At 62.7% G+C, this 13,446-nt stretch carries 15 protein-coding genes and 1 pseudogene; 10 read left to right on the top strand and 6 right to left on the bottom strand.

From position 1 onward, the window contains the following. Nucleotides 1-42: 42 nt before the first annotated feature. The 3 genes from ABIE53_RS31270 to ABIE53_RS31260 are packed head-to-tail and all read right to left on the bottom strand — an operon-like array spanning nucleotide 43 to nucleotide 2,314. A complete protein-coding gene (locus ABIE53_RS31270; protein ID WP_192700281.1) occupies nucleotides 43-699 on the bottom strand; it encodes an amino acid ABC transporter permease in 657 nt (218 codons plus the stop codon). Between the two features lie 2 nt (nucleotides 700-701). Beyond that, nucleotides 702-1,448 carry an amino acid ABC transporter permease gene (locus ABIE53_RS31265; protein ID WP_029968756.1) on the bottom strand — a complete coding sequence of 249 codons (747 nt, stop codon included), beginning with the start codon at nucleotides 1,446-1,448 and terminating at the stop codon, nucleotides 702-704. A gap of 41 nt (nucleotides 1,449-1,489) precedes the next feature. Further along, nucleotides 1,490-2,314, bottom strand: a complete 825-nt coding sequence (locus ABIE53_RS31260; RefSeq protein ID WP_029968758.1) for a transporter substrate-binding domain-containing protein — start codon at nucleotides 2,312-2,314, stop codon at nucleotides 1,490-1,492. A 332-nt stretch (nucleotides 2,315-2,646) separates the two neighbouring features. Here ABIE53_RS31260 and ABIE53_RS31255 point away from each other — a divergent pair, with 332 nt between their 5' ends. After that, on the top strand, nucleotides 2,647-3,540 hold the full coding sequence (locus ABIE53_RS31255) for a LysR substrate-binding domain-containing protein (protein ID WP_053860858.1): 894 nt from the start codon (nucleotides 2,647-2,649) through the stop codon (nucleotides 3,538-3,540). A gap of 29 nt (nucleotides 3,541-3,569) precedes the next feature. Here the strand turns inward: ABIE53_RS31255 and ABIE53_RS31250 are convergent, their stop codons facing one another. Further along, entirely contained in the window at nucleotides 3,570-4,652 is a 1,083-nt protein-coding gene (locus ABIE53_RS31250) for a calcium:cation antiporter (protein ID WP_006053016.1), read from the bottom strand. 193 nt (nucleotides 4,653-4,845) lie between these two features. Continuing rightward, nucleotides 4,846-5,211 carry a BON domain-containing protein gene (locus ABIE53_RS31245; protein ID WP_029968762.1) on the bottom strand — a complete coding sequence of 122 codons (366 nt, stop codon included), beginning with the start codon at nucleotides 5,209-5,211 and terminating at the stop codon, nucleotides 4,846-4,848. 426 nt (nucleotides 5,212-5,637) lie between these two features. Between ABIE53_RS31245 and ABIE53_RS31240 the strand changes: the two genes are divergently transcribed. Further along, nucleotides 5,638-6,285, top strand: coding sequence for a DNA-3-methyladenine glycosylase (locus ABIE53_RS31240; protein WP_029968764.1), 648 nt, complete (start codon nucleotides 5,638-5,640; stop codon nucleotides 6,283-6,285). 272 nt (nucleotides 6,286-6,557) lie between these two features. Then, nucleotides 6,558-6,902: a DUF4148 domain-containing protein gene (locus ABIE53_RS31235; RefSeq protein ID WP_006053013.1), complete on the top strand. Its 345-nt coding sequence runs from the start codon at nucleotides 6,558-6,560 to the stop codon at nucleotides 6,900-6,902. 316 nt (nucleotides 6,903-7,218) lie between these two features. Here ABIE53_RS31235 and ABIE53_RS31230 read toward each other — a convergent pair whose 3' ends face one another. Next, nucleotides 7,219-7,659, bottom strand: coding sequence for a CBS domain-containing protein (locus ABIE53_RS31230; protein WP_006053012.1), 441 nt, complete (start codon nucleotides 7,657-7,659; stop codon nucleotides 7,219-7,221). 347 nt (nucleotides 7,660-8,006) lie between these two features. Between ABIE53_RS31230 and ribA the strand changes: the two genes are divergently transcribed. The 7 genes and pseudogenes from ribA (at nucleotide 8,007) to ABIE53_RS31195 (ending at nucleotide 13,161) form a co-directional block, all read left to right on the top strand. After that, complete coding sequence (gene ribA / locus ABIE53_RS31225) at nucleotides 8,007-8,657, top strand: GTP cyclohydrolase II (protein WP_053860284.1); 651 nt, start codon at nucleotides 8,007-8,009, stop codon at nucleotides 8,655-8,657. Then, a pseudogene (locus ABIE53_RS31220) lies at nucleotides 8,654-8,872 on the top strand (hypothetical protein); the annotation flags it as partial. The gene ribA and the pseudogene ABIE53_RS31220, both read left to right, overlap by 4 nt. Nucleotides 8,873-9,018: 146 nt before the next feature. Further along, nucleotides 9,019-9,561 carry a diguanylate cyclase gene (locus ABIE53_RS31215; protein ID WP_376916659.1) on the top strand — a complete coding sequence of 181 codons (543 nt, stop codon included), beginning with the start codon at nucleotides 9,019-9,021 and terminating at the stop codon, nucleotides 9,559-9,561. After that, complete coding sequence (locus tag ABIE53_RS31210) at nucleotides 9,491-10,213, top strand: GGDEF domain-containing protein (protein ID WP_376916657.1); 723 nt, start codon at nucleotides 9,491-9,493, stop codon at nucleotides 10,211-10,213. The genes ABIE53_RS31215 and ABIE53_RS31210 overlap by 71 nt, the downstream gene beginning before the upstream one ends. A 251-nt stretch (nucleotides 10,214-10,464) precedes the next feature. Beyond that, a complete protein-coding gene (locus tag ABIE53_RS31205; RefSeq protein ID WP_006051639.1) occupies nucleotides 10,465-11,268 on the top strand; it encodes a transglutaminase-like domain-containing protein in 804 nt (267 codons plus the stop codon). A gap of 332 nt (nucleotides 11,269-11,600) precedes the next feature. Then, nucleotides 11,601-12,026 carry a ribbon-helix-helix domain-containing protein gene (locus ABIE53_RS31200; RefSeq protein WP_053860455.1) on the top strand — a complete coding sequence of 142 codons (426 nt, stop codon included), beginning with the start codon at nucleotides 11,601-11,603 and terminating at the stop codon, nucleotides 12,024-12,026. A 40-nt stretch (nucleotides 12,027-12,066) separates the two neighbouring features. Further along, nucleotides 12,067-13,161, top strand: coding sequence for an extracellular catalytic domain type 1 short-chain-length polyhydroxyalkanoate depolymerase (locus ABIE53_RS31195; RefSeq protein ID WP_192700279.1), 1,095 nt, complete (start codon nucleotides 12,067-12,069; stop codon nucleotides 13,159-13,161). The last annotated feature ends 285 nt before the right edge of the window (nucleotides 13,162-13,446 follow it).

Below are 13,446 nucleotides of genomic sequence, written 5' to 3'. Positions count from 1 at the left end.
CGGCGGTTGACGCTTTTTGTTGTGTCGCTTGCAAAGACGCGGCTAACGGTGTTGACCAACCTTGTTGCGCTTTTCGAGCACACGCGCATACCACGTCAACGGAAAACACATCGCGAAGTAGATCATGGCCACCATGCCGTAGATTGGGAACGGCCGGAACGCCGCGTTCGTGATCATCGTGCCGGTCTTCGTCAATTCCGTGAAGCCGATGATCGACGCGAGCGCCGTGCTCTTGACCACCTGCACGAGAAAACCGACCGTCGGCGCGACTGCGATTTTGAGCGCTTGCGGCCAGACGATATAGCGCAATTGCTGCGCGAACGTCATGCCGAGACTCGCGCCCGCAGCCCATTGACCGCGCGGCACCGCTTCCACGCAGCCACGCCAGATGTCGACCAGATACGCGCTCGTGTACAGCGTCAACGTGACGGTCGCCGCGACCCACGGCGACACGTCCACGCCCACCAGCGGCAAGCCGAAGAACGCGAGAAACAGTTGCATCAGCAGCGGCGTGCCCTGGAACACTTCCACATACAGCACGACGATGCGGCGCAGCCAGGCGATCGGCGACACGCGCATCGGGAGCAGGATCAATCCGAAGACGCCGCCGCCGACGAAAGCGATCAGCGAGAGCAGCACGGTCCAGCGCGCGGCGAGCAGCAGATTACGGGCGATGTCCCACAGCGTGAATTCGACCATGATCAACGCTCCGTCGGTACAGTGCGGGCGGCGCGCCACATCAGGCGGCTGCGCCAGGCGCGAGGCGCGCTGTCCGAGCCGCGCGCCGCGCGCCCCGCGAACAGACCGCGTCCGAACCGGTTGAGGATTTGCCGCAGCACGATTGACAGCAGCAGATACGTCGCGGTGATGATCAGGTAGCTCTCGAACGAGCGGAAGTTGCGCGACTGGACAAAGTTGGCCGCGTACGTGAGGTCCGGCACGGAGATTTGCGACACGACCGCCGAGCCGAGCATCACGATCAGCACCTGGCTCAGCAGCGCGGGGAACACATTGGCGAGCGCCTGCGGCAGCACGATATAGCGAAACACCTGGCGTCCATGCAGGCCGAGCGCCTGCGCCGCCTGTACCTGGCCGCGCGAGATCGAATCGATGCCCGCGCGCACGATCTCGATCGCATAGGCGCCGAGGTTCACTGTCATCGCGAGAATCGCGGCCTGCATTTCGTCGATATGAATGCCGAGCGTCGGCAGGCCGAAGAACACAAAAAACAGTTGCACGATGAACGGCGTATTGCGGATCAGTTCGACATAGCTCGCCACGACCCAGCGCGCCCACTTCGGCCCGGCCACCGCGACGCTCGCGCCGGCGATGCCGACGAGCGCGCCGAGCAACGTCGAGATCGCGGTCAGCCCCAGGGTGACCGCGACGCCGCGCGCGAGCATGCCCGCATAAAGGCCGAAGCCGCTGAAATCGAACGCATAGGTCATGGCGTGGCGCTCATCGTGAGGTCAAACTCCGGGCGGTAAATTCAGAGATCGGCGGGCAGCGGCGTGCGCAGCCATTTCTGCGAGATCGCGTTCATGGTGCCGTCGCTGCGAGCCTTAGCGATGGTTTCGTCGACTTTCTGCTTCAGACGCGGCTCGTTCTTGTTCAAACCGACGTGATCCGGCGAGCTGAACAACGAAAACTTCTGCTCGGGATCGTTCGCGGGATGACGCGCGAGAATCGTGGCGCCGACGTCGTTGCCGACCACCATCAACTGTACCTGACCAGAAATAAACGCCGAAATTGCTCCGTTGGGATCGTCGAAACGTTTGATGTTCGCGCTGGGCGGCGCGATTTTCGTCACGCTCAGGTCTTCCAGCGTGCCGCGCGCGACTGAAATCGACTTGCCGGCGAGGTCGGCGGCGTTCTTCACGGGCAGCGCTTTGGGGCCGAACACGGCGAGGTAATACGGCGCGTAGGGCTTCGAGAAGTCGATCACCTTCTCGCGTTCCGGCGTCTGGCCGACCGACAGCAGCATGTCGGTCTTGTGGTCCGCGAGATAGGCCATGCGGTTGTCGCCCGTCACCTGCACGAGTTCGACCTTGGCGTTAAGCGCCCGGCCGATCAGATTGGCGACGTCGATGTCGTAGCCCATCGGCTTCATGTCCGGACCGATCGAGCCGAACGGCGGATAGTCCATGAACACGCCGATGCGCACCGTGCCCGTCTTCGCGATGTTGTCGAGCGCATCGGCATGCGCGGCGGGCGAGAACGCGCTGAGCGCGCCCGCGGCGGTGAACGCGAGGGCCGCGGCGAGCGTGGCGAACGCGCGGCGGGCGGTCGATTGAATGGGCTGGTGCTGGTTCATGGTGTGTCCTCTGTCGAAAAACGCTTATTGGAGTGAGATGGATGAGGTGGAAGGATGAAGTGGACTCTAGGTTTGCCAAAATCCCTCAACAAACGAAATATGCGCATGGAGGCCATGACGTAAGCTCATGCTCGCCGCATCGCCCGCCGGCAGTTGCGCGGCGACGCGCGCGGCGCGATGAATCGTTGGACGTATGAGCGCAGTGCATGCAGCCAGGGTCCGCCGCAACTCGTGGCGCGACGCGCGATCGCGTATCCTGTGGGGTTGGAAGGCGTGGCCGGACAGCAGTTCGCCGCGCCGCCTCAATGACTTTTTCTGATCCCGATATGTCGATGCGACGTCTTCCGCCGCTCAACGCGCTGCAAATTTTCGAAACCGTCGCGCGCCATCGCAGCTTCACGCGCGCGGCCGATCATCTGTGTCTCACGCAGGGCGCGGTGAGCCGGCAGATCATCGCGCTCGAGGACTACTACAAGTTTCCGCTGTTCAAGCGTCACGCGAAGGGCCTCACGCTCACCGCCGAAGGCGAGTTGCTGCTGCCCGCGGTCAAGGAAAGCTTTGCGCGTATCGAAGAGATTTCGCTGCGGCTCACGCGGCAGCGCACCGACCTCGCGCTGAAGGTGCCGACCTGCGTGATGCGCTGGATGCTGCCGAAGATCATGCGCTTTCAGACCGAGTATCCCGAGCTGCATGTGCAGATCACCACGACGTGGCAGCACGACGTCGACTTCCAGCTCGAGCCGTTCGACGCGGCGATCATTTACGGTTCGTCGCCGGGTGCGGACGTGCAATCCGTGCCGCTCTTCGAGGAGCGTCTAACGCCCGTTTGCGCGCCCGATCTGCTGAAGGACAAGCCGCTGGCATCGGTCGCGGATCTCGCGCGCCATACGCTGTTGCATCCGACGCGCGATCATCGCGACTGGAAGATGTGGCTCGCGAGGGTCGCCGAGGCGGACCCGGCCGACGCGCGCGCGATCGACGCAGAGCACGGCCCGAGCTTCGACACGCTCGACATGGCGACCAACGCGGCGTTGCAAGGCTTCGGCGTGGCGATCAGCGACCTCGCGCTGATCGACGAAGATGTAGCCGCGCGGCGTCTCGTGCGGCCGTTCGATACGGTGCTGAAGACCGGCTGGCGCTACTACTTCGTCTATCCGGATTCAGTCGCGCATCAGCACAAGCTGAGTCTGTTTCGCGACTGGATCGCGGCGCATTGGGAAGAGTAGGCGAGGGCGCCGTCGCGCGACGGCGTGTGTCAGGGCGCGAACGATAAAAACAGGTAGGCGGCGAACAGCGACAGATGCACGGCGCCTTGCAGGATCGTCGTGCGGCCGGTGCTGATCGTCAGCGTGCTGACCAGCAGCGTGAGCACCAACAATACCGTTTCCTTGCCGTTGATGCCGAGCACGAGCGGTTGCCCCGTCGTCAGAAACACGGCGGCCACCGTCGGAATCGTCAAGCCGATGCTGGCGAGCGCCGAGCCGAGCGCGAGATTCAGGCTGTTCTGCAAGCGGTCGGCGCGCGCCGCGCGCACCGCGGCGAGACCTTCGGGCAGCAGCACCAGCGCGGCGATCACGATGCCGACCACCGCCGCCGGTGCGCCCGCGTTTTCAACGGCCGTCTCGACAACCGGCGACAGCACTTTGGCGAGCAGCACGACGGCGACGAGGCACACCAGCAGCAAGCCGCCGCTCGTCAGCGCGAGCCGTGCGCCAGGCGGCGCGGCATGCACGTCTTCGTCGGACACGTCGGCGAGAAAATAGTCGCGATGCCGCACCGTCTGCACGAACACGAACACGCCGTACAACACGAGCGACGACACGCCCGCGAACGCCAGTTGCGACGACGACAGCATGGGGCCGACGTTGGTCGTCGTGTAGTTGGGCATGACGAGCGTCAGCACCGATAACGACGCGAGCACCGCGAGCGCCGCAGCCGCGCCGCGAATCTGAAAATCCTGCTCGCGATGGCGAATGCCGCCCACCAGCAGGCACATCCCGACGATTCCGTTGCATACGATCATGACGGCGGCGAACACCGTATCGCGCGCGAGGCCCGCTTTCTCGGGACCGGCTGTCAGCATGACCGACACGATCAGCGCGACTTCGATCACGGTCACCGCGATCGCGAGCACCAGCGTGCCGAAGGGTTCGCCGACCTGATGCGCGACCACTTCCGCGTGATGCACGGCCGCGAATACCGCCGCGCACAGCGCGATGCCCACCAGCGCGAGCAGCAGCCCGTTGCCCGGCAACGCGTAGGACGCGCCGAGCACGATCCACGCGACGAACGGCACGGCCAGAGTCCAGCGGGGCAAGACGGTTGCAGACATGGTCATCGGCTGGTTGGTCTGTGACTTCGGTGATTTCTGTGACTTCTGTGAGTGTTCCCGGCCCGCGGAACAGCATGCGATTCTAAACACGCGGGCGATGCAATCGAGGCTTCAGGTCTGGCGGATGCCAACGTCCTTGCAACCGGACGTGGGCATCCGACCATGCGACTGCCGGCGCGATCACGCGCCGGCCCGAGCCTTACTGCCCGACCGGCCGAACCGTCAGTGCGTTCTTGACCGACGTCACGCCTGCCACGCCTTGCGCCGCTTGCGTGGCGAGGTCGACTTGCGACTGGTCCGGCACCGTGCCGGCCAGCGTCACAGCGCCGCCGCGTGCACGGACGTTGATGTTCGCGACGCTGACGCCCTTGGTCTTGGCGAGCGCGCTGCGCACCTTGCGCCCGAGCGCGCGGTTGGCGGCCTTGGCCTGCTTGCCGGTTGTCGCCGACGATGATGCCGCCGCTGCCGGTGCGGCCGCCGCGTCGCTGCTTTGCGCGGATGCGTTGAGCGATGCCAGTACGATCAGCGCGCCGCCGACCATCTTCATTGCCGTGGATGCTTTCATGCGAATTTCTCCTTGTCGTGAATAATTCGTCCCCTTGCGGGAACGTGTGCTGGACTACGGTAAAGCGCAATGGAACGGAAAGGACGTTGCTGCGGGTCTTGCGGATGCTTCAGGTTGACAGAGACTGCTGGATGCTGCGGATGCGGCCGAAGCGCGCGGCCGGCGAGGCGCACTGCGGGCCGAAAGACACGATACTCCAATTGGTTCCAGAATGAGGCTGCCGCTGCCTGGAAGTGAGGCGTCGCTACAACGCTCGCGACGATGGGCCGCGATGTGTGACTGCATAGTCTGGCGCTCTGAGATGGTGCGTGCGCCCCGGCGCTTGCGCAACATGCGCGAATCGGGGCATAAATGAACGCACCCACTGATGCACCCTCCGACGCAAAACTCGACGCCAAAACCGACGCAAAGACAAAGGCCCAATGCATGCGCAAACCGTCGCTTCCCATCATCCCCTTGTCGCGTGACGATTTGCCCGTCGGCGCGACGCAACTCGCGCGCTTCATGATCGGCAAGTATCTCGTTCACGACGTGCCGGAAGGGCGCATGAGCGGCCGCATCGTCGAGACGGAGGCGTATCCGGTGGGCGATTCGACGAGCCATGCGTTTATCGGACGGCGTCCGCACAACGGCTCGATGTTCCTCGCGCCCGGCTATGCGTACGTCCGGCTCACCTACGGTCTCTCGTACATGCTCAACATGTCCGCCGAAGCGGAGGACGTAGGCGCCGGCATTCTGATCCGCGCGATCGAGCCGCTCGAAGGTCTGCCGCTGATGGAAGCGCGCCGTCCCGGCGTGCCGCTGCGCGATCTCGCGCGCGGGCCCGGCCGGCTGACTGTGGCGCTCGGCATCGGACAATCGTTCGACGGCCGCGATTTGTGCACCGGCCGCGATTTGTGGATCGGCGTCATCGAGACAGGCGACGTGCCGGTCGGCGTGACGACGCGCATTGGCCTGTCGCGCGAGATGCATCGGCCGTTGCGCTTTTTCGAGCCCGGCAGCGCGTTCGTGAGCGGACCGCGCAAGCTGCTGGTTGCGCCGCACGCGGACCTCGGCGACGGTCCGCAAATCTGACCGCGTGCAAAGCCGTTGCGGCAAGGTCTGCACGTCGGCGCGCTTGTTCCAAAGCGAAGGCTACACGCGGCTACGCGCTGCCCAATTATTACGCGGTCGATGCGCCGCGCATTGCTATCGCCGGAAACTTCGCCGCACTTTTTCAGTGACGACAATTATGTATCTCACAAATAGGTGTTTTCCCTTGGTGAATCGATGACTAGACTGGAATCACTCGCTTCCACATGGTGTGGCAAGCGCGGCAAATAAAACCAGGTCTGGAGGTAATAATCATGAAATCGCTTATCAAGGCAGTCGCCATTGCAGCCGTTCTCGCCGCTCCGGTCGCGTCGTTCGCGCAGTCGAGCCAGCAACCGGTCACGCGCGCCGAAGTGCGCAACGAACTGATTCAGTTGGAGCGCGCGGGTTACAACCCGTCGGTCAGCAACGACCCGTACTATCCGGCCGACATCCAGGCCGCGGAACGTCGCGTGCAGGAGCAAAACCCGGCAGTCGCGCAAACGCAGTTGCCGGTCGCGGACACGAGCGGCTATGGCGGCACGACGAGCGGCTCGTCGCAATCGGGCGGCGTGCGTGAGTCGATGACCGGCGCGAAGTCGGTGTATTTCGGCAATTAAGTTGGGAAGTTGAGTTCGTAGCTGGTTTGCGCTGGTGGCAGTAGAAATGTCATCTGCGATAGCAGCGAGCGCGCCGCGATAAAAGCGGCGCGCCGCAGCTAGCGATGCGGATCTCAGTTCGCCCAGCACGCATACGTGAGCGCACTTTGGCGCTTGCAGAAGCAGGCGCTAGACACACGATCCCTATAGCCCCTGGTTCAAATGGGCTGACCAGAATCGAGGAACCTCCGCTGCCGCAAGGTAGCTTCGCCCAACCGTTCAGCGATTGGGCTTTTTTTGCGGCTAAAACCGGCGGGTAGGCAAGAGGCGTGGCCCGTCAGGGACGCTCGCCGTGGATGTAGAACTCGAGCTGCTGGATAGTGAACTGCTGCTCGGCGATGATGTTCTTCACGAGGTCGCCGATCGACACCATGCCGATGAGCCTGTCGTTTTCGATCACCGGCAAGTGGCGCATGCGCCGCTCGGTCATGAGCGCCATGCAGTCGTCGGTGGTTTGATCCGGGCGCACGAAGCGCACCGCCTTGCTCATGATCTCGCGTACCGGCGTGGCCTTCGACGACCTGTCCATCAGCACGACCTTGCGCGCGTAGTCGCGCTCGGTGATGATTCCCGCGATGCTGTCGCCGTCCGTCACGACCAGTGCGCCGATGCCTTTGTCAGCCATCAGCCTGATCGCTTCATAGACGGAGTCGTCGGCTCCGATCGTATAAACGGTCGTGTTTGGTTTGGTTTTTAGCAGCTGTGCAACGGTTGTCATGGAGCGGCTCCCTTTCGCAGTGCAGCAGTGCAGCACGCCGGCGCGGCGGGCTGTCGGTGACAGGCGATTCCAGTATAGGCGCGACGCGCCAGCGAGTGTGTCCGGGAATACCTGGAGCGCGCAACGCACGCAATTCATGTAGCGCGCGGCGGCCGCGCGCTTTTGCGCGCGCTTTGCGATCGCGTGAAGCGTATTGCGCGTTGCGTCTCGCGCTTGCGCTCTGGTGGTGCAAGAACCGTGCGCCATGCATGGGCATCCGGGTGCGGTGCGCCGATTAGCGGTAAACTCCTGTCCGTACCTTATCCCCGGTTTCATCGGGTTCATGTCCAGCACCACTGTCTAACGCCATGCTCACGTCTCACGATCCGTCGCCTGCGGCAGACGGCGCAATCAACGGCGAATGCGTCGTTCTCGACGCCACCGCCACGCTTCCCACGCGCTACGGCACGTTCACCTCTTATGTGTTTCGCGTGGTCGACAGCGGCGCCGAACATCTTGCGCTCGTGATGGGCGACGTCGCGAACAGGTCGTCGGTGCTGACCCGTTTGCACTCCGAATGCCTGACGGGCGACGTGCTCGGCTCATATCGCTGCGATTGCGGCGAGCAACTCGATCTCGCGCTGCGCTATATCGCCGCCGAAGGCTGCGGCGTGCTGCTTTATCTGCGCGGCCACGAAGGCCGCGGCATTGGCCTCTCGAACAAGATTCGCGCTTATGCGCTGCAGGAGCAGGGGCGCGACACGGTCGAGGCCAATCTCGATCTTGGCCTACCGGACGACTCACGCGAATACGATTCGGCGGCGGGCATTTTACGCACGCTGAAAGTCACCTCGGTCCGGCTGATGAGCAACAATCCCGAGAAGTTCGACACGCTGTCCAAGCACGGCATTCCGGTGTGCGAACGCGTCGCGCTCGCGATTCCGATGCGCGAGGAAAACGAGCGCTATATCCGCACGAAGCAGTTGAAGTTTGGGCATTACTTCGACGAGAACGAATAGGGCGGAGCTGCGAGTCCTACGCCGGAGGAAGAACGCCCTTCGATGCACGCGCCGCGGCGAGGCTGCCGGGCGGCGATCACATAACCGGATTCCCCGGACTGCGCTTGCAAGCGTCTACGAGCCGGAAATCGTGGACGTATCGCTAGAAGTGACCGGTCGATAGCCGCATGCGGCAAGTCGAGCCCGGTGAATGGCCAGCCATGTCGTTTGCCGGAGGGGCACGCAGAAGTCAACCGGAAGACCAACGGCTGTCTTCGCATCTGCACGTTCTCCCGACGGTTGCAGCGCCTTTAGAATGGGACCTCGCAACGCGAACTCGTAGGCACGTCGGTGTCGTAGCCGGCAGCGGAGAACGAGCTAGATGTCCGTTCAGATAACGCCCAATCAACTTATTCAATTGATCATTCCAGGCATCACCGCCGTCTTTGCATTCGGTTTTGCGTGTGCATGGTTCTATGATCGACGACTGCGTTATCTGCGCCTTCTTGCCGCTTCGTTTGCTGCTTTTGCACTCGGCTCGGCCGTGCAGATCTGCCACCTGCCGGATGAATGGCAATTGAACGCTCTTGTATCGGCAACGTTTTATGCGTTGAGCATTCAACTGTTGGCGGAAGGTGTGATGCGCAGGGCCGGGCTCCACCTGCGACTGGTGACGCATGCTCTGATGTTCGTGCTGGTGCTGGCCGGCATGTATTACTTCTCCTTCGTGACGCCGAACCTGCTGGTGCGTATCTACATTCTGAATTTCAGCGCCGGGCTGTTGATGTTGTTTACCGCGATCCGTTTCAGGAAACACTGCAATGGCCGCATCATCAACCACGTTCTCCTCTGGGTTGCTGCTGATCTTCGGCGTCAGCTTTTTCATCAGAACGTCGCTCACCACGATCCAACCCTTGCCGCATAGCACTGCGCCATTCGCGCGAACCATTTTCTGGGTCTTGCTACAGTTGTCGCTCGCCCTGATGGGCGCTGTCTTGGGGCTCGTGCTGCTGGCCGCCGCGATGTCGGACGTAATCGACCGGCTGACTCTCGAACGCGATCTCGATTCGCTCACCGAAACGTTGAACCGACGCGCGTTTGAACGCCTGGCGGGCCGGCGCGTCGCGGACCGGCGAAGCTATCCGCTCACACTGATCGCTTTCGACATCGACAACTTCAAGTCCATCAATGACCGTTACGGGCATGCGGCCGGCGATGCGGTGCTGCGCCAGTTCGCCGCAATCCTGCGCGCCGCGGTGCGCGAGAAAGATGTGGTCGCGCGCATCGGCGGCGAGGAGTTCGTGCTTCTGCTGCCCGGTGCTGACGACAAATTCGCGTATGAGATCGCCGAGCGCTTACGCACTGTGCTGGAGTCTTCGCGCTTCGATGAGATCGAGGCTACGCTTCGCGTCACGACCAGTGCTGGCATCGCGCGCTACCGGCCCGGTGAGGACTTGAGGGCGCTGCTGGCGCGCGCCGATCACCTGCTCTATGCAGCGAAGCGAGCGGGAAGGAATCGGGTGGTCGGAGAATCACCCGGTCAGACGCGGGACGCCCCCGAGCGCAATATGGTGTGATCGTCCGGCGTCTGGCAAAGACTGACTGCCGGGGAGCATCCCGGCAGGCAAACATCCGATTAGCCGCGGCGAGGTGGCGATAGGTGGCGATTCTTCATAAAGTGCTGCCCAACCGGCAACACCGGCATGCGATTGTTTTTGATGCAGGGCGAAGCGCCCCGCATCGTGGGATGATGTTATTGCAGACATCCCCACCACTTTGGAATGCCTGCCGCAGCACCTCCCAACGATCAGTTAAACCAGGAGCTCTGATGAAGCTTCGCGTCGGATATGAGCTGTCGTTCGAGTGTCCAGGACCGACGCCGATGATGCTGATGTTGAACACGCATTCTTCGCATGCGAAGGATATTCTTGTGGCGGACGTGCTTGTTACCGATCCGCCGGTGCCGATCAGGCAGTATCGCGATGGCTACGGCAACCTGTGCAGCCGGATCGTCGCGCCCGCCGGCCGGATTGGACTGAGCACGACGGCGCTGCTGAACGTGCCGGAGTCGATGGAAACGCGGCCTATCGACGGTCGGCGCGATCCGGTTGAACAGTTGCCCGACGAGACGCTGGTTTTCCTGCTGGGCAGTCGCTACTGCGAAACCGATCTGCTGGTCGATGTTGCGTGGAAAATCTTTGGGCAGTGTCCGCCGGGCCGCGAGACGGTTCTCGCAATCTGCGATTTCGTGCACCGGCATATCCGGTTTGACTACGGACACGCGCGAGCGACCAAAACCGCAGTCGATGTGTACCGCGAACGCACAGGCGTCTGCCGGGACTTTGCGCATCTCGGCGTCACGCTATGCCGTGCAATGAATATTCCGGCGCGCTACTGCACCGGCTATATCAGCGACATTGGCCTGCCGCCGGTAGAGGCGCCGATGGATTTCGCGGGCTGGTTTCAGGCCTACGTGGGAGGTAGCTGGCAGACGTTCGACCCTCGCAACAACGCACCGCGCATTGGGCGCATTCTGATGGCATATGGTCGTGATGCGGCCGATGTGGCCATTAGCAACGCGTTCGGGCCCGCCATGCTGAGACACTTCAAGGTGCATTGTCACCAGGAATAGGCGTGCAACGGCGGACCGCAGAGCCGACGGGCCGACGCCCCTACGGTCTGCCGCAATGAACCGTGCCGTCCGAATCCGAGGGGCGGCTTCGACTTTCTGGTGCTCGGGCCAGAGCCATCTCGCGTGCTCGCCGGCTGCAGGCGGCGGGCCACACCTCACGCTCACGCGGTAGCCATGCCGCCGTACCGGCTGCTGTTATTTCCCCCGGCAAACCCTTCGCCCTCCGGTGCACAACGACGTCGCGCCCATCGCCTCTGGCCCGCTTTTTATGCGTTGCGCCCTCCGGCAAACCCGCGTATAACCATCCCATTGGATGGTGGACGGATGGAAAAATGAAAAAGCAGTCTGCTGTCGTAACGCCGCGTCCGGCAGGCGGCGAGTCGGAAAAAATCACGATCAACCTCGGCCCCGTCGACCTCGGGCAGATCGATCTGCTCGTCGAGGAAGGCTTTTATTCGAACCGGACGGACCTGATCCGAACGGCAATCCGCAACCAGCTCGCGCTGCATGCGGGGGTCGTGCGGGAAACGGTTGCGCGTCGTTCGCTGGTGCTCGGGCTCCAGCGTTTTTCCAGGCAAGATCTGGAGGCGCTCCAGGCCGCGCACGAGCGTCTGAATATTCAGGTCCTTGGGTTGGCCAGCATTGCTGCCGACGTTTCCCCGGAACTCGCGCTGGCGACTATCGAAAGCGTCGTCGTGCTGGGTGCCTTTCACGCTTCGCCTGCCGTCAAGGCGGCGCTCGCCGGCAGAATTCTCTAGCCGCCTGAGGCCGAAGCCAACATCAGAAAGTGGGAAATTAATGAAACTCAATGAAGGCTTTTTGAACTCGATGCACGATGCGATGACCTTGCTGCGTACACGCGGCGTTGCAGAAGCGACAGAAGCGATACAACGCGCGCTGCGTGGCGACATCGGCACACCGAATAACTCGGCACGACGAGAAAACGGCCCAGTGTCCGCGGATTTCGCTCCTGCAAACGTAAGTGAGACTGCCGCGCGTGGCGCACGAGAAGACTGCATTGACGTGGAAGACCGCGGATATTTCGGCACGCATGCGTATGCGAATGCCGCCGGTCGCCGTCAGTATCGGCTGTATGTGCCAGCGGGGGCCGTGGGCGAACCGTTGCCATTGCTGGTGATGCTGCACGGATGCACGCAGGACGCCGACGACTTCGCAGCAGGCACACAAATGAATGCGCTTGCCGACCGGCATCGGTTTCTCGTTGCTTATCCGGTGCAACCGCCGCAGGCGAATCCGTCAAAGTGCTGGAACTGGTTCAAACCGGACGATCAGCAGCGCGATCGCGGGGAGCCGTCGTTGATTGCTGGCATCACGCGCGAAATCATCTCTACTCACAGCGTCGATCCCACGCGCGTGTATGTCGCGGGCATGTCTGCGGGGGGCGCAATGGCGGCGATCATGATCGCCGAATACCCCGAACTGTACGCCGCGGCCGGCGTTCATTCCGGTCTTCCGGCAGGGTGCGCGCACGATCTGCCCTCGGCGCTGGCGGCGATGAAAGGGGGCAAACGTCCGCGTGGGGCACGGCACACGCCAGAAAATGAGCGCTTGTCACCGAAACGGCCCATCATCGTCTTTCACGGTGACGCCGATGCCACAGTCAACATCGCGAATGCCACCCGGCTTCTGCACGGCTTCGATGCACGGCCTGACGACCCTAGCGAAGGGCACCGGATCTACCAGGGCCGGCGCGCCTGCACTGTCTGCCGACTGCATTCCGCCGATAGCATCGACGCAGAACTCTGGACCATTCATGGCGCCGGGCACGCATGGGCAGGCGGGAACGCAGGAGGCAGTTACACGGACCCTGCCGGGCCGGACGCAAGTGCGGAAATGCTTCGCTTCTTTCTTGACCATCCGCGACGCGGGTAAGCCGCGCTACTCGCAATCGGCAGTGGTGCGGCTACATGATGGAGTCGAGCGCCTCGCTCGCTGACCGGCATCGAGTACGCACTCGATGCCTGCCACTCCAATAACAAATTCACCAATCCTTATCGGCGATTCGCATTTCGGAATCGCGCATATTCATAGCTTGATTCGCTGGTTCTGTCTCGAAAGCTGCACACCTATACTGCTGCGTCGAACCCACGTATACGGCGTGAATTCGTCAACGATGGTGGCGCGGCCTTCCGCCGTGGCCATCTCAAGATGTGTGCG

Source organism: Paraburkholderia sp. OAS925 (assembly GCF_040543975.1).
Lineage (GTDB): Bacteria > Pseudomonadota > Gammaproteobacteria > Burkholderiales > Burkholderiaceae > Paraburkholderia > Paraburkholderia graminis.
This window is presented reverse-complemented; position numbering and strand designations above follow the sequence as displayed.